We start from the raw sequence: 15,915 nt of genomic DNA on the forward strand, positions 1-15,915 counted from the left end.
CTATCCTTTATCTGTTATAGTTCAAGTAATTGATGTTGGCGCAATTCATATTGCGTTTGATCGTTGGCGATAAATGTATTTGGGAACTGCTCTTGTGCTTCCTTTAAAAACGGAATTAAATCACTTTTTAAAAAGCGCGCACTAATATGATTTAATATTAAATGTTTGGCATTTGCCAACTGCGCTACTTTTGCAGCCTCTGTATTCGTTGCATGACCATACTGTGCCGCAAGTTCAATGGTTGAATGGTCAAATGTTGCTTCATGAATAACGATATCAGCTTTTTCTGCTAATGTAATCGCATTGCTACAAAACTTCGTATCGCCTAAAATTGTCACGGTAAAGCCTTGCTTTAGTTCAGTCGTAACCTCTTTACTAAGGACAACTGAGCCGTCATCTAAAGTTATATCAACGCCGGCCTTTAGTTTTCCTAGTAACGGACCTTTTGGCACACCAAGTTGAATAGCTTTGTCGATTAACAGTTCACCTGGCAGTGCTTTTTGTTCTATACGATATCCAAAGCATTCAATAACATGCTCAAGCGGCATCGCACGAACGATAAATTGTGAATCTTCAAAAACGATTCCTTCTTCAACTTCAACAAACGCTATCGAATAAGTAACATGTGTTTTTGATAACTTCAACGTTTGCTCAACCCATTGCTGCAACCCTTTTGGCCCATAAATCGTTAGTAATTCTTCTCCGCCTAAAAAAGAGCGTGAACTTAAAAATCCAGGTAAGCCGAAAATATGATCTCCATGTAAATGCGTAATAAAAATTTTGTCAATTTTCCGTGGTTTTATCGTAGTGTGTAAAATTTGGTGTTGTGTTGCCTCACCACAATCAAACAGCCAAATTGAGCCACGTTCTTCTAATAATTTTACTGCTAGTGCACTTGTATTGCGGTCCTTTGACGGCATCCCTGCGCCAGTACCTAAAAATTGTAATTGCATTGTCGTCCTCCAATCACGAGAATACGTATTGTGCCTCATGAATGAAGCGATTATTGCTTTTTATTATAAGTGCGAATACTAAAAAAAGCTAATACGAATTAACAGTATTAGCTCTTTATTATTATGCAAAAGACTGTTCATACCAGGCTTTTGCTTTTTGTACTTCACTCATTGTTAGTTGATGACCATTGGATTCCCACTCCAGCGTTACATCGGCCCCCGCATTTGCAAGGATTGTTTGTAAATCAGTTGCCTCATGCTGAGGACAAATCGGATCGTTCACCCCTGCAGCGATAAATACCTTCGACTGTTGAGTTGGGATTTTCACATTTCGGTTAGGAACCATTGGATGATGCAAAATCGCACCTGTTAACGCATCTTCAAAATCAAATAACAAGTTTGCGGCAATATTCGCCCCATTTGAATAGCCAATGGCAATGACATTCTTTCGTTCAAATTCATAATTTGTAGCAGCTTCATCTAAAAATTCATATAGCTCTTTTGTGCGCGCAGCTAAATCTTCCATATCAAATACACCTTCTGCAATACGACGGAAAAATCTTGGCATGCCATGCTCTAATACATTTCCGCGGACACTTAATACAGAAGCTTCTTGGTCAATAATTTCAGCTAATGCAAGTAAGCTATTTTCGTCACCGCCTGTACCATGTAACAATAAGAATACTGGTTTTTGCTTGTTACCCTGTTTAAAAATGTGATGCACCTATAACCGCTCCTATCCAATATAAAATTTTTTACATTCACACTACGATTTATTCGTATTCTTTTTCAATTGTTTTTGTTGATCGTACTGTATCAATTGGTCGAACAACACTTTCGATATAGTCACGTTTTGATTCTAGGAACGGTGGTAATGATAAAATTTCACCGACTGTTTCATATGGCTCGTCTCCCATAAATCCAGGACCGTCTGTAGCCCATTCAAATAAAATGCCTGGTGCAACGCGTGCATATAACGATTCAAAGAAGAATCGATCTACATAACCTGATGTACCGAAGCCAAAGCTTTCCATACGGTCAATCCATTCATGTAATACTGCTGTATCTTCTACACGGAATGCCGCATGGTGTACTGTACCAAAACCTTGACGTCCTGGCGCTAATTTTGTATTTTCTTCGACGATAACCGATGCACCATTACCACCCTCGCCTACTTCGAATAAATGTAAATCGCCTTCTACTGCTACTTCACGCATAACCATTACTTTTTCAAGAACCTCTTTAAAATAATCGAAGCGAGAAATACGAATTTGAACTGGTCCTAAGCCTGTAATCGCAAATTCTAATGGAATCGGTCCTTTTTGCCAAGGTGTTCCAGATGCAATACCTTTATTGTTTTCATCAGAAATAAGCATATATTGTTGATCATCAAAATCTACAAAGGATAACGTTTGCTTTCCAAAATGCGTTTGAATTCCTTCATGTTCTACATTTAATCGATCAAAGCGTTTTACCCAATATTCAAGTGCAGCATCTGTTGGAACTCGGAATGCCGTTTTATATATTTCATCAGTTCCGTGTACCCCCTTTGGAATTCCTGGGAAATCAAAGAATGTCATGTCTGTCCCAGCAGAGCCTTTATCGTCGGCAAAGAATAGATGATATGTTTGAATGTCATCTTGGTTTACAGTTTTTTTTACAAGACGCATTCCTAATACATATGTGAAAAACTCATAATTTTTTTCTGCACTGCTTGTAATTGCTGTTACGTGGTGTATACCTTTAATATGGTTCATTTTTGTTTCCTCCATTTTTCTCGATTTCGAGATATTTAATCAAAAAATTTTTTATATGCTACTTGCATGATGTCCAATTCGTTTTAAAAGTATGATTAGTGTTTCCATTTCTTCGTTTGAAAGCACTTCGAATATTTCTGAAATTTTTTGTTCATGTGTTGGAAATATTTCTGCTATTTGTTGTTCACCTAAATCTGTCAATTCCGCATAGGTTACTCGTCGGTCATTTGCACATGATTTTCGATGTACAAAGCCTTTTTGTTCGAGCTTATCTACGACATACGTAATACTGCTACTAGCGATTAATACCTTTTTGCCGATAATTTGAATAGGTTGCTCACCTTTATGATAAAGAAACTCCAAAACTGCAAATTCTGTTAAATTTAAATTGCTTGCTAAAGCATGTTTTTTAGTTACTTCTTGACTTGCATTTGCAGCACGGTTCAAAACTGTAAATGCCTTTAACTGCAAATCATACTGGCTCATCACTGCCCCTCCTTTTAAATTAACTTCGATTTCATTTATCTTTAATTCGAGATAAATATATCATGGATTTAACATCATGTCAACCTATGTAAGATTAATTAGTGCTCGATTTATTAAAAAAAAAAGCACTTCATCCCATATTAAATTAGAATGAAGTGTTCTATTGTTATTCACAAATTAATACTTGGCGTTCAAATGTACCCTTTTTTAATATTGCCTGATCGGTAATCGTTAAATTAGCACGAGTAATTTTGTCGTCCATCGCTTCAATTGTCACGATAATGACACGTTTTGCAATGCGTCGTGCATTCGTAATAATGCTTTGCTGTAAATCTTCTGATATGTGCGTAAATAAATTATATGGCATATCAATAATGGCCACATCATAGCCTTCACTTGCTTCTTCAATTGGTCCAACTTCCACTCTTGGCTCATATCCGAAGTGTCGTAAATTAATGCGTGAACCCCAAACAACACGCTTATTAATGTCTCGCCCCTCTATAGGAATCCCCATGCTCATTGCTTCGACTAACACAGTACCAATACCACAGCATGGATCAATCACTTTTAACCCTTGTGGAAATGGAGCCGCAATATTTACAATTGCTCGTGCATCTCGTGTACTTAGTGCCGTTGAATACATTTCAGGCTTTTGCATATGGTGCAGCCACACTGCTTCGCCATGCACCAACTCACCTAAATAGTAGACATCCTTATACAGTACTAATCCAATTAATAGATCTGGATTATCTAAATCAGGCTCAGCATCAATAGCAAAACCAATTTTTCTCATCATATCGTTACGAACTGTACGTGTAAGCTTTGGTAAAATTGCATCTTCACTATTATTTAAAGCGTGAATTTTAAATGATTTGTCACCAAGCTGTATTTGTTTTGCAAAGCCAACCAACTGTTCAATTGTTGTACCTTGAGCCCAAATATCTAAACGCTCTCGCACAAACGGACTACGACTTGGTTCTATTTTTTGCTCGCTAATTAAAACATTGTCTTCCACGTCGAAGTTAAAAAACGTGCGCATTTCTAAACGTGAAATCTCAAATTCGTCCTTTTGCCAAGCAAAGCTATACAAATATTGCATATTAGACGTCAACTGTCGTTAATAATTGCGCAACAAAATGATACAGGAATTCACATACTTCCTCGATTGACATCGAATCATTAAATCCTTCAATGCAATCTACGGCTATATTTAATTCCCAAAGTCCTTCTTGACCAGAGAATGCCGCGCTGCTACTACCTAAAACTGATTTCACGTTGGCTTTTAAATATTTTCGGATTGCCTCGCTATGTTTCTTTTGTAGCTTCAATCCAAATAATGCGGTATATAGATTAAAGGCGTCATCAAATTCTAACGCAACTGCATCGATACGAATATCTAAAAATTGAGTGCATTCGACATAAATAAACTCACCTTGATTTTCCTTTAAATATGCAATTGGCGTTGATGCAAATGCTAATCCTTCTGCAGTAATTGTATCTTCAGTTTCTTTACTGCATCTTTCCAATACTTCTAAATGTAACTTCACCATGATTCTAAGTCCTTTCAGTTTGTTCAACGTTTCTAAATTTTCACCTTGTTTAGTATACACGACAATTCATTTCATTGCATTACAAACACAGGTGATAAATAGCATATATGAATTTGTCTTTTCATTGATAATTATGTCGTTTTGTCACAAATAATAAGTAGTGTTCACTAATTCCAGTAGCTTCCAAATATGATTTAAATTATAATATTTTATATATTATTCAAATGGAGCGTGAAGTTTTACATGTCCAACAAAATGAATTACTCCGATTATTTTACAACTGCAGATAATTCCGATATTCAATCAAATGAACGCTTCAAAGAAAAACTCGACTTTTTAGCTTTAACTCGGGAACGCCGGGAATCTGTTGGTATTTTAAAAGAAATATACATAGAAAATCGCGATTATATTTTAACGAGTTTTTATGATCGTTTGTTACAAACAGAAATTTTTCGCACAATTATTTCTGCAAATTCTACCGTTGAACGATTAAAAGTAACCTTTGATAAGCATTTTATGAGCTTATTTAATGATGATCTCGACATTGATTATGTATTTAAACGTCGCCAAATTGCATATACCCATGCACGAATAGGTGTATTACCAAACTGGATGATCGCTGCTTACACATTAATCAATCAATTAATTCGCCCTGCGATTGTAAAAAAACTCTATAAAAATCAAGCGAAAATGACTGATGTATTGCTTGCCTATGAAAGCTTAGTGACGATTGATCAACAAATCATAGTAGAAACTTATATCGAAATTCAAGCTAATTCAGTTGTCACAGGACTTGGTGACATTATTTCATATAATACTAAACTTGAATCGATAAAAGAGCTTGTTCATTTCCAACGTAATCAAAGTTACGAAATTTTAGAAACTGAACGTGCTATGCAGCAACTTGATATCAGTATCGAACAAATTGCATCCACTGTTAGTGATATTAACGAACAGACTGGTACGCAAATCTCGAAAATGGCAGAGCATCTATCAAAATTACAGCAAGTTTCCGAAATTTTAACGACCGCTGACAAAGGGCAAATAGCCATTCAACTTGAAATCGAGCAGCTTGTAAAACGTGTTCATAATGTAACTCGTCTAGCTGATACTATTAAAGCATTTGCTGAACAAACTAATCTTTTAGCGCTTAGTGCGTCGATTGAAGCAGCACGAGCTGGTGATGCCGGTCAAGGCTTCTCAATTGTTGCTTCAGATGTACGCCGCCTTTCAGATGATATTAAACAATCGATTACAACCATTACCTCTGATATTCAGCAGCTTTTAAAAATCACATTAACTATCCGTTCACTAACGACAAGTTTATCAGAGGATCTACATAAAGGTGTAGGTAACACCGTGCACATTTTTGAAACGCTACGCCAATTAAATGAATCCTTCCATATACAAGGTGAACGTTTAAACGAAATTGTAAAAAATACAAAGTCACAGTCAGTAGCGGCAAATACAATTACTGACAGCAACAAAAACGTTACGAAAAATATGGAGTTCAGCCAAACGATTGTACACGAAACCGGCTTAGCGATTTACCAACTAAGTAAAATGATTGACCATTTTCGTACGAATACAATTGCCAAAAATGCAATCATTAGTCAAGAAGATATTATAGAATTGGCAATTACGGATCATTTATTATGGCGCTGGCGCATTTATAACTTAATGCTCGGATTTGAAAAAATGACTGTCGATCAAGTAGAATCACCAAAGCAATCACGTCTCGGTGAATGGTACTATGGAAAAGGGAAAAGTTTACTTGGGAATGAACCTTCTTATCGTGAATTAGAACAGCCATTCATTCATATTCATGAGCTTGCCAAGAAAGCCGTACAAGCATTCCATAATAGCGAAGAATCACGCGCTCAGCAATATTTAGAAGAGATTACAAATAATTCACAAATCGTAATTGAAAAACTACGTGAATTACAACGGATTTTAATCAGCAAGAAACCAAATGTCATAAAATAAAGCGAAAAGAGGGCTACCAAATCATTGGGTGCCCTCTTTCGTTTATGTACGTGCTTTTAATAACGGTACTTTGGTTGCAATTAATGTAACCAATACAAACAAACTAAAAATAAATAACACTGCTCCGGTAAAAAGAAAACCTGGCTTTCCAACCAAATTGAGCGTCCCTAATATGGCAGATCCAGCAACCACACCTATTGAAAAGAATGCATAAAAATAGCCATATGCTTTTCCACGCGTTTTTTCAGTTGTAGCCTCAATTAAAACAGCATTAATCGATGGAAATAAAAATGCAAAGCCTACCCCATACATTGCTAACGTCCCATATAACCACAATATGTCTTCAGCGAATCCGATGCCAATTTGAGCAATCCCTAAAAGCACTACACCTATTAACAATGTGATTTGTGCATTGACAAAATCAAAAATTCGATTTGTTGGCAAAATGAATATTAACACAGCCACAATACCAAAAACACTTAATAATGTGCCGGACATTCGTGAACTATATCCTAAATTTTGAATATGAATGGGCAGTAAATATGCCAGAACACCTTGCGAAAACATTAAGAAAAATGCCCCACCATAAGCTTTCATAATACCTAAATTCCATTTCAGCTTTTCATTAACTCGTTTCTTTACACGCATTGGCAACGAAATTTTACGTAAAAGCAAGAACAAACCTATTAATAAAATGATGCCATAAACTGCCACAAAGCTTAAAACATTCGGAACTGAAATTTTACTTGCTAAAATGCCGCCTGTAGCCGGACCAATAATTGCGGCGATGCCCACAAATGCCCCTGTAACAGCACTACCACTTCCTTGCTCATCTGCACGTCGAATATTGGCAAGTAATGTAAACGCAGCGGGTGTAATAAAGCCACTACTAAAGCCGTGAATACAACGGACAAATAACAATATTTCAGGACTATCAACAAATTGGTAGCAAAAAAGGGAAATTGATGAAGTAAATAAGCCAAAAACTAAAATACGAATCGCCCCAATTTTATCCGTAAATACACCTGAAAAAATATTGCCAAACGTATTCATAAACGAATACAACCCAACAACTATACCTGCAATAAATGTTGTCGCACCAACAGACAACGCATATGTACTCATAATCGGTAATTGAACAAATAAATCAAAAAACGAAAAGAATATTATCGCATAAACTAACCAGTGTGTAGGAAATGGTTTGACACGCATTGTTTTTTCCATTTTTCTTAGCTTAACATCTAAAACAAAATTGCCAAATGGAATAAAGGCAGCTAAAACGGAAAGTAACGACCAGCTAACTCCCCACTGAATACGCAGTTGTACAATTGCAATTGCCAAAACATACAACATGAATATGCCACCATGAACACTTCCGTTCACTGTAACAAATAACGGTAAATCAGCAAAATATTTTAAGGGCATTGATATAAATAATAATGTAATAAGTGAGAGTCCATCAAGTACACCTATTATGCGTAAAATTCGTAGCGGATGAATCTTCATTTTCTCCTCCTGATACGTAAAGATCCTTTCTATTATAGCATGCTGTTTTGCCAGTTCTCTACTCAAATGATAGTAATTCTCACAAAGATCAATTTTCTATTACAAAAAGAGCACAAATGCAATATTGCACGGTGCTCATTTTTGATGATGATCTTCTAAAAAATCTTTACTAAAGCTTGTATTTGACGCATAGCTTTTCTTTTTAACACGAACGCCGCGCTGAATTACCCCTTTACCAAACTTTTTCTCCATATTATCTACTAATGTCACAATTGGCTCATCTTTAATATGTTGTTCAAAATTAAATAAATTTAGCTGCTTTGTTAAATCCGCCTGATCCACAACATTAGAAACTGTAATCCCTATTAAATGCACCGGCGTTTCATCCCAGTGCTCTAAAAATAGACTCCATGCGATTTCAAAAATTTCATCCGCGTGCTGTAAAGCCGTTTTTAACGATTTACTACGAGTTTGGTTTTGCCATTCAAAATTACGAATTTGAATGCTTACGGTAGTACCTGCTAAATATTTTACTTTCAAACGTTCCGCAACACTACGACTAAGTTTTTCAAATGTTTCTTTTAAAATATAATATTCCGTTTCATCACGTGGTAAAGTTGTGGAGTTTCCGACACTTTTTGTATCAAAAATTGCGTTGGGATCTACTTCACGCCCATCTTCTCCATTTGCGCGTTTATGCAGCCGTACACCGTTTTTTCCGAATTCTTTTTGTAATACTCGTTCCTGTGCATTTGCCAAGTCACCTATTGTATAAATACCGAGTGCTTGTAATTTTTTTGACGTGCTTTCCCCAACCCCATGCATTTCTAATACAGGTAGCGGCCATAAAAGTTCAGTAATTTGACGCTTTCTAAGTACTGTAATTCCTCTTGGTTTTTTCATATTTGATGCTGTTTTTGCTAAAAATTTATTCGGTGCAATTCCAATTGAACACGGTAAATCGAGCTCATGAAATATTCGTTGTTGAATTTCCTCAGCAAGTTGCATAGGGTGCTTTTTTTTCGCGCTTTCTGTTACGTCTAAGTAACCTTCATCAATTGAAACTGGTTCTACTAAATGCGTGTAGCTACGTAAAATCGCAAACATTGCCGCACTCGCCACTCGGTATTTCGCAAAATCTGGTGGTAATAGAATAATGTCTGGACATTTTCGTTTTGCTTCTCCTACATTCATCGTCGTATATATGCCTTTAGCACGTGCTTCATACGAACTCGTCACAATAATGCCTCGCCTCTCTTTTTCATTGCCAGCTACTGCTACTGGCTTCCCTTTCAGCGACGGGTCATGTGCTTGCTCCACTGAAGCATAAAAGCTATTCATATCAATATGAAAAATAACTCGTCCTGCCATCTTACCACCTCCGTTAGCTCTATTTTAATATGAACGAAGCCAACATTCAAAATAAACTATTGGTGGTGTGATGGGGGTCAATTGTAAGCCTAGCTGCGTGCTAGCCATCATCCCGGACAAAAAGGACTTGCCCAGAAATCACTCTCCAGACAAGCCCATAATTGATTATTTTTTCACCAATGCAGCTTGTGGCACTGCTAAATGATTATGAATATGATTTGCCGAAATATACCCAAATACTGTCGTCGGTCCTAATGTCGAACCTGGTCCAGCATATACACGCCCCATAACTGAAGCTGAACAGTTACCTGTAGCATATAGACCTTCTACAATTTGACCATTTTTCAATGCTTGCCCATGTTCATTTGTCACGATTCCACCTTTTGTGCCTAAATCACCTGGGAAAATCTTGACCGCATAATATGGTGGCTTTTCAAGCTTTCCTAAATTTGGATTTTTGTAGTTCGGATCACCGTAATAGTTATCATACGCTGAATTACCACGTCCAAATTCTTCGTCAATCCCTCTTTCAGCAAAATCATTAAAGCGAGCGATTGTCAGTTGAAGCCCTTCCAACTCAACCCCACAAATTTCCGCTAATTCTTCAATTGTTTCTGCCTTTTTAATATAGCCTTTTTCAATCGCCTCTTTCGGTGTCATACGTGGTAGCATATCGCCGAAAATATATTTATTGCGATGACGGCTTTCCATAATGAGCCAAGAAGGAATTGCTTTCCCAGTTTCCAGTTGACGCTCTAAAATGGCATGCCCGGCATCTGTGTAACTTTGTGATTCATTGAAGTAGCGCTGTCCTGTCTGATCCACAATGATACTATGTGGCATTGAACGTTCATAAACTAAAAACTTCCTCGCACCGTTATGGTCAAGCGTTGCAGGGCCCCACCATGCATCATCTAACAAATCTGTATCAAAACCATATTTTTGTGCAATAAGCAAAATATCCCCCGTATTATCTGGACTTGCAGAAGTCCAGTCTGTTCCAATATTATGATACTTTTTTCGTAACTCAGGGTTGCGCTCAAAACCACCGCTCGCTAAAATGACGGCCTTCGCCTGAATATAGCTAGTTTCTTCATTGTGCTCAATCTCTACACCTACGACTTGATTATCTTCAAAAATTAAATCTTTTAATGGAGTAGCTAATCGTAATTTAACCCCTTGCTCTAACGCTATTTTTAATAAACCTGCTACTAAGCCGGCACCAATTGAAATCGCACGCTCGCCCTTTAATTTATGCTTAAAACCCGTTGCAAACATACCAATAACCGTGCCGAAATCTTTCGCATTCGTAAACGCCTTTGGTAACGAGGCAACTTTTCCTGAATACAGCGGAATTGGTGGATCAATTTCGCCTGCTCGCAGTGTCCGTTCTAAAGCACCTATTTTTTTCGCATCGAATATGGCACCTTCAATTGAACGACCAATTTTGCCACCTGGTTGCTCTGGATAATAATCAGGATACTGCGAACCTGCAACCCATTTCATCCCTAAGTCCTCCAAATACTGCACCATTTTATGCCCATTTTGAACGTATGCAATTTTACGTTCACGTGTTGCCCCTGGTCCATCATGCGTAATCACAGTATCCATATACAATAGTGCCTCTTCTTCACTATCTTGTAAGCCGACCTTTTTTGAAACATGATTATTCGGGATCCAGAGCCCACCACCAGAAAGTGCTGATGAACCGCCCCAAGATGTTCCTTTTTCAATTAATAGCGTCTTTAATCCTTTGTTGGCAGCTGTAATCGCAGCAACGATTCCTCCAGCTCCTGAACCCACTACGACAACATCAAATTGTTCATTCCATTCCACCAAAACACCCCATATTCTCTGTTTTTTACCTTTATTATATTTTACAATAAATTGGAATATAGTTAACAAATTATAATGAAAATAGCTATTATTACAATGTATGAAAGCTTGCAAAAATTCATTCGAAAAAACGCCTGCTCACACTAGGTGAACAGGCGTTTTATTAAATGAAAACTATAGATTTTTCGTCTGTGATATATACAAAGTGAACTACAGGGAGTTAGGTAAATATGAAAATATAACAACCTATAACAAATGCTATTATCAGAAGTACCCACGTAGATATTTGATAATTACTTTTCCCAAATTGTCTCCAATGATATAGCACAAATGGCAGGAATAATAAAACTCCAAAAAATAACGCGTTTAATGCGCCAAAATAATAGAGACTAAGCCCCTGTACGATCACGACATACATATAAGCCCCTAAGCCCATTACAAATTTCTTCCAAACTTTCATTGATGTTTGCTTTTTTGTATTTCCTAGTAAATTAAATCGCAAGCACACAGATAGTGCCACAGTGATTACTAGCACAAAAGTAACTAGCTTTACTAAATTTACAAAAATATTTGAACCTCGCGTTATCTTTTGCAACTGCACACTTTCAGTTGATGTTAGTTCATACATTTTTTTCGTAGCTGCATCCATCACAAACTGTTCATGTCGGTCATTGATAATCGTTGTCCAATATTGCAAATAACGCTTTGTGCCATCGTCATAAAGCAATATAAAATCTCGATAGGCTGACGGTAACTTTTGTTCATCATATAATTGTTTTGACTGACTTACTTGCTTTGCCAGTTGTACTAGCAAATCTAAATCTTTGTTTGCTATTTTAGATTTTGAGGTGTAATACCATTTATCAATATTGACAACTGGCTGTTCCGAATGATTAGAAAAATAATAGGCTTTTTGTAATGACGCTGATGCGGCCGCTTGATTTGAAAGTGGCTCACTTTTAGTTGTAAACAACGTCATTAAAATAAAAATAAGTGCTATTGCTGTAAAACTCGTTCCAATCAGTTGCAGTTTTTGAAAGCGTTGTCGATGTTTGATCTTTCCTTTGATTTGATTTAGGCTGTGCATTTGTTGTTCTGATGTTCTTATAGGTGCTTGCAAAATTTTGAATTGTTCATCCATCAAGTTCACCCCTCATCCACTTTTGTAACTCCTTCATGCCACGTTCCGTATTATTGCGCACTTTCGCCTCATTCCATCCTAATATATCTGCAGTATCTTTAATACTCAGTTCTTCAATTTTCCGTAGAACAATCGCTGCACGGTACTCAAACTTCAAATTCGCAATTCCTTCATACAACATTCGAATATCTTCTTTTGTATGTAATAACTGTTCTGGTGTTAATGCCAATTGCAAAGGCTGATGCTGTTTTTGAAAGGTGATAAAGCGTATTATTTTTTTACGTTTCATAGCGTCGTACACTAAATTTCTTGCAATTGTTCTTAGCCATGTTAAGGTATTAGATTGTTGACGAAAGGATTGTCTTCCGTTAAACGCACGAATGAATGTCTCTTGCATTAAATCTTCGGCAAGTGATGCATCTAACGTCAGAAAATAAATAAACCGAAAAATATTGTCATGATAACGTGCATAATCTTGTTCCAAATCAAACATACTGCGCCTCCTTCCTTAATACTTAGACGACTGAACAATTCATTTTACTCAAACATTGTAAAATATTTTTCCAATAAAAAGGAGCCCTTACAAATTTACATTGTAAGAACTCCTGCTATTTATCCCGCATTAAAGGACCATAAATATCCCACTTATCAAAGTATCATTTTATGCTGTGACATCACGTTTCATAAAGTAACCAAATGTAATGGCTAGGAAAAGGATGGCATACACAATATTCACTACGACCGAGTAGCCAAGTGTTAACCCTTCAATCATCGGGCTACTTCCAGGTATATAGTACGATAAATCATTCGCAAACCAAATGTATTTTGCAAAATCGTATTTCGATAAAAACATTGTCGCTGTTTGGCCCATTAATAATATGAATAGCGATAAACTTACTGCTAATGTACTTGAACCAAATAATGAACCAACCATAAACGCAAAAATCGTTGTCATTAAAATCGAAGCTAGTGAATAGCCAATTATTGCAAAATATTCGCTTTCCATTGCTTGCTCTACTACTTGGCCGTTAACGATAGATAGTGTAATGGCGTTATCATTATTAAATAATAGGAAGCCAAGCACTGCTGTAAATGTACAGGCAATCACTAATAACGTAAGGCCATAAAGTAATGAAGCAACCAATTTTGACAACAAGATTTTCCAACGTGCCACTGGACGCGTTAATAACATTTTTATCGTCCCTGTACCAAATTCATTCGAAACAATCCCTGCTGCAATTACCGTTGTAAAAATACTAATCATCATAATCGATATACTTAAAGTAAAATTCAAATGCTCATTTAGGCTCATTGATTGTGCAGATGGTAAATCTTTTGCGATACGGTATTCTATTTTTGCAATTTCCTCATTGTAATAGGATAGATCTTCACCATTAGCTTGTGCAGCTGATGCCAACTCTTTATATTCTGCTAAATGAACCTCGTTCGCCTTGAGACGTTCAGCTTCAGTACCAGAAGGTTCTTCATAATATTTATTAATCCCTGTCACCAATGCTAATAACCCTAATACAATAACAAGCATAATCCAGGCGTTTTTTTGCGACCACATTTTAATCCATTCATTTTTAACGTATTGCATCGATCGCACCTCCACCTGTCATTTCAATAAATTGATCTTCTAAACGTTTTTGTACAGGCTGAATCGAGTATAAATCAATGCCCGCTTCCACTAGTTGACGCACAATTGCTGGCACTTCTTCTTTCGTTAAATCAAGTAAGAAGCCTGTATTTTGCTTTGTTAGCTTGTCACCAAACAGCGCAATTGCCTGCTCTTGCTGACCAACTTCTATCAAGTACTGTGTTGCAGCCTGTTGCTCTAGCTCGCGTAAATCGATTAATTCGCCATTTTGAATAACAGCTATTCGGTCAACCATCAGCTCAATTTCTGATAATAGGTGACTTGATACAACGATCGCCACATTATCCTCAGTAGCAATTCGTCGTAAGTACATACGAAATTCGCGAATACCTGCTGGATCTAGTCCGTTTGTTGGCTCATCTAAAATCAAAAATTTCGGACGGTGTAGCATTGCTTGTGCCAAACCAAGTCGTTGACGCATCCCCAGTGAATACGTTTTTACTTTTTCATGAATACGGTTTTCTAAGCCCACTTGAGCAACGACCTCATCAATGCGCTCTTTCGTAACCCCTTTATGCATACGGGCAAAGTGCTGCAAGTTTTTATAGCCCGTCATATACTTATACATTTCAGGATTTTCTACAATTACCCCTACATGACTAATCGCCTCCTCGTACTTCTTAGAAAGCGAATGACCATCGATAATTACTTCCCCTTCAGACGGATGCATCAGACCCGTCATCATTCGAATGGTTGTTGTTTTCCCTGCACCATTTGGCCCTAAAAATCCGGTAATTTGACCAGGGTAAAACGTTAAATTCAAGTTTTTAATAATATGCTTGCCTTTAATCGTTTTGTTCAAATTCTTAATTTCTACAATTGGTTGTGTCACCTATTCCACCTACTCTTTCTTTCGTAAAACGTATAATAGCTATTACCATTCCCTTCATACATACGTATTAAAAGGAAAATAGTTTCAAAAAAGATGAAATTTCCATTTTTCATTCTTTTATAATTACTCATTTCTGTAAATGTGACGAGTAATTCACCGTTTCACAACAAACAAAAAGCCCCGTCAAATTCTTTTTTCGACGAGGCAAAAATTATTTATATTCACCAATCCATTCATCTGCAAGTAACCCATACACCGCATGATCTACATAATGGTCATATAGCCATTCAGCATTGCGAATTGTTCCTTCAAACATAAAGCCTAAACGCTCCGCAATGTGACGGCTTTTTTTATTGCCCTCTGCAGCACGGATTTCTACTTTTTCCAATTTATATTCATGAAAGGCAATATCAATCATTCCTTTTGCCGCGCGTGTCATAATGCCTTCTCCCTGGAAGTTTTCATCTAAAAAGTATCCGATTTCGCATTTTTTTAACGACCAATTGATTGTGTTGATAGAGATTTTGCCAACAAATTGTCCTTTATAGTAAATTGCTGTATCGAGCCCTTCACGTTTAGCAAAACGTTCTAGATTATACCCAGCAAATTTGCGTGATTCTTCTACCGTTTTTGTATTGTCTACCCAGCCTAGCCATTCGCGTAAATAATCACGAGAACGGTCTACAAATGCAAAGATTTCCTCTGCATCTTGTTGCGTTACAAGCTTTAATTGAATCTCATTATCGACCTCATAAAAAAACATACATGCTCTCCCCTAATCTAAAAACAAAGAATTCTATAGTATTTTTCTAATCATATAGAGCGATTGTTTTTTAT

15 protein-coding genes are annotated in these 15,915 nt (G+C 36.8%); 1 reads left to right on the forward strand and 14 read right to left on the reverse strand.

Annotated elements, in window-relative coordinates:
- Positions 1-14: 14 nt before the first annotated feature.
- From rnz to O7776_RS11220, 6 genes are all read right to left on the reverse strand, one after another.
- Positions 15-953: a ribonuclease Z gene (gene rnz, locus O7776_RS11195; protein WP_274307149.1), complete on the reverse strand. Its 939-nt coding sequence runs from the start codon at positions 951-953 to the stop codon at positions 15-17.
- A 121-nt stretch (positions 954-1,074) separates the two neighbouring features.
- On the reverse strand, positions 1,075-1,677 hold the full coding sequence (locus O7776_RS11200; protein ID WP_274307150.1) for an alpha/beta hydrolase: 603 nt from the start codon (positions 1,675-1,677) through the stop codon (positions 1,075-1,077).
- A gap of 49 nt (positions 1,678-1,726) precedes the next feature.
- Positions 1,727-2,710, reverse strand: coding sequence for a ring-cleaving dioxygenase (locus O7776_RS11205; protein WP_420802115.1), 984 nt, complete (start codon positions 2,708-2,710; stop codon positions 1,727-1,729).
- 51 nt (positions 2,711-2,761) lie between these two features.
- The gene (locus tag O7776_RS11210) at positions 2,762-3,196 is read right to left on the reverse strand and encodes a MarR family winged helix-turn-helix transcriptional regulator (RefSeq protein WP_274307152.1); all 435 of its coding nucleotides are present in this window, start codon (positions 3,194-3,196) and stop codon (positions 2,762-2,764) included.
- Between the two features lie 166 nt (positions 3,197-3,362).
- A complete protein-coding gene (locus O7776_RS11215; protein ID WP_274307153.1) occupies positions 3,363-4,295 on the reverse strand; it encodes a TRM11 family SAM-dependent methyltransferase in 933 nt (310 codons plus the stop codon).
- Position 4,296: 1 nt separating this feature from the next.
- Positions 4,297-4,746, reverse strand: a complete 450-nt coding sequence (locus tag O7776_RS11220; RefSeq protein ID WP_274307154.1) for a protoporphyrinogen oxidase — start codon at positions 4,744-4,746, stop codon at positions 4,297-4,299.
- Between the two features lie 243 nt (positions 4,747-4,989).
- On the opposite strand from O7776_RS11220, the gene O7776_RS11225 reads away from it, so the two are divergent.
- Complete coding sequence (locus tag O7776_RS11225; RefSeq protein WP_274307155.1) at positions 4,990-6,732, forward strand: protoglobin domain-containing protein; 1,743 nt, start codon at positions 4,990-4,992, stop codon at positions 6,730-6,732.
- A gap of 42 nt (positions 6,733-6,774) precedes the next feature.
- On the opposite strand, the gene O7776_RS11230 is transcribed toward O7776_RS11225, so the two are convergent.
- From O7776_RS11230 to O7776_RS11265, 8 genes are all read right to left on the reverse strand, one after another.
- On the reverse strand, positions 6,775-8,238 hold the full coding sequence (locus tag O7776_RS11230; RefSeq protein ID WP_274307156.1) for an MFS transporter: 1,464 nt from the start codon (positions 8,236-8,238) through the stop codon (positions 6,775-6,777).
- A gap of 135 nt (positions 8,239-8,373) precedes the next feature.
- Positions 8,374-9,609, reverse strand: a complete 1,236-nt coding sequence (locus O7776_RS11235; RefSeq protein ID WP_274307157.1) for a DNA polymerase IV — start codon at positions 9,607-9,609, stop codon at positions 8,374-8,376.
- 165 nt (positions 9,610-9,774) lie between these two features.
- Positions 9,775-11,445 (reverse strand): FAD-binding protein, encoded by a 1,671-nt coding sequence (locus O7776_RS11240; RefSeq protein WP_274307158.1) that lies wholly within the window; start codon positions 11,443-11,445, stop codon positions 9,775-9,777.
- Positions 11,446-11,665: 220 nt separating this feature from the next.
- The gene (locus O7776_RS11245; protein WP_274307159.1) at positions 11,666-12,586 is read right to left on the reverse strand and encodes a hypothetical protein; all 921 of its coding nucleotides are present in this window, start codon (positions 12,584-12,586) and stop codon (positions 11,666-11,668) included.
- On the reverse strand, positions 12,579-13,079 hold the full coding sequence (locus O7776_RS11250; RefSeq protein ID WP_274307160.1) for an RNA polymerase sigma factor: 501 nt from the start codon (positions 13,077-13,079) through the stop codon (positions 12,579-12,581). Before O7776_RS11250 ends, O7776_RS11245 begins: the two co-directional genes overlap by 8 nt.
- Before the next feature lie 168 nt (positions 13,080-13,247).
- Complete coding sequence (locus tag O7776_RS11255; RefSeq protein ID WP_274307161.1) at positions 13,248-14,186, reverse strand: ABC transporter permease; 939 nt, start codon at positions 14,184-14,186, stop codon at positions 13,248-13,250.
- Positions 14,173-15,078, reverse strand: a complete 906-nt coding sequence (locus tag O7776_RS11260) for an ABC transporter ATP-binding protein (protein WP_274307162.1) — start codon at positions 15,076-15,078, stop codon at positions 14,173-14,175. The genes O7776_RS11255 and O7776_RS11260 overlap by 14 nt, the downstream gene beginning before the upstream one ends.
- Before the next feature lie 211 nt (positions 15,079-15,289).
- Complete coding sequence (locus tag O7776_RS11265) at positions 15,290-15,841, reverse strand: GNAT family N-acetyltransferase (RefSeq protein ID WP_274307163.1); 552 nt, start codon at positions 15,839-15,841, stop codon at positions 15,290-15,292.
- Between the last annotated feature and the right edge of the window lie 74 nt (positions 15,842-15,915).

The sequence above is a fragment of the Solibacillus daqui genome, assembly GCF_028747805.1.
In the GTDB taxonomy this organism is placed as follows: Bacteria; Bacillota; Bacilli; order Bacillales_A; family Planococcaceae; genus Solibacillus; species Solibacillus daqui.

What these genes read in the sequence shown, in the direction of transcription:
- O7776_RS11255 (WP_274307161.1), bottom strand. Translation starts at nt 14,186, where the DNA reads ATGCAATACGTTAAAAATGAATGGATTAAAATGTGGTCGCAAAAAAAC.
- O7776_RS11210 (WP_274307152.1), bottom strand. Translation starts at nt 3,196, where the DNA reads ATGAGCCAGTATGATTTGCAGTTAAAGGCATTTACAGTTTTGAACCGT.
- O7776_RS11265 (WP_274307163.1), bottom strand. Translation starts at nt 15,841, where the DNA reads ATGTTTTTTTATGAGGTCGATAATGAGATTCAATTAAAGCTTGTAACG.
- O7776_RS11230 (WP_274307156.1), bottom strand. Translation starts at nt 8,238, where the DNA reads ATGAAGATTCATCCGCTACGAATTTTACGCATAATAGGTGTACTTGAT.
- rnz (WP_274307149.1), bottom strand. Translation starts at nt 953, where the DNA reads ATGCAATTACAATTTTTAGGTACTGGCGCAGGGATGCCGTCAAAGGAC.
- O7776_RS11215 (WP_274307153.1), bottom strand. Translation starts at nt 4,295, where the DNA reads ATGCAATATTTGTATAGCTTTGCTTGGCAAAAGGACGAATTTGAGATT.
- O7776_RS11250 (WP_274307160.1), bottom strand. Translation starts at nt 13,079, where the DNA reads ATGTTTGATTTGGAACAAGATTATGCACGTTATCATGACAATATTTTT.
- O7776_RS11205 (WP_420802115.1), bottom strand. Translation starts at nt 2,710, where the DNA reads ATGAACCATATTAAAGGTATACACCACGTAACAGCAATTACAAGCAGT.
- O7776_RS11235 (WP_274307157.1), bottom strand. Translation starts at nt 9,609, where the DNA reads ATGGCAGGACGAGTTATTTTTCATATTGATATGAATAGCTTTTATGCT.
- O7776_RS11220 (WP_274307154.1), bottom strand. Translation starts at nt 4,746, where the DNA reads ATGGTGAAGTTACATTTAGAAGTATTGGAAAGATGCAGTAAAGAAACT.
- O7776_RS11225 (WP_274307155.1), top strand. Translation starts at nt 4,990, where the DNA reads ATGTCCAACAAAATGAATTACTCCGATTATTTTACAACTGCAGATAAT.
- O7776_RS11245 (WP_274307159.1), bottom strand. Translation starts at nt 12,586, where the DNA reads ATGGATGAACAATTCAAAATTTTGCAAGCACCTATAAGAACATCAGAA.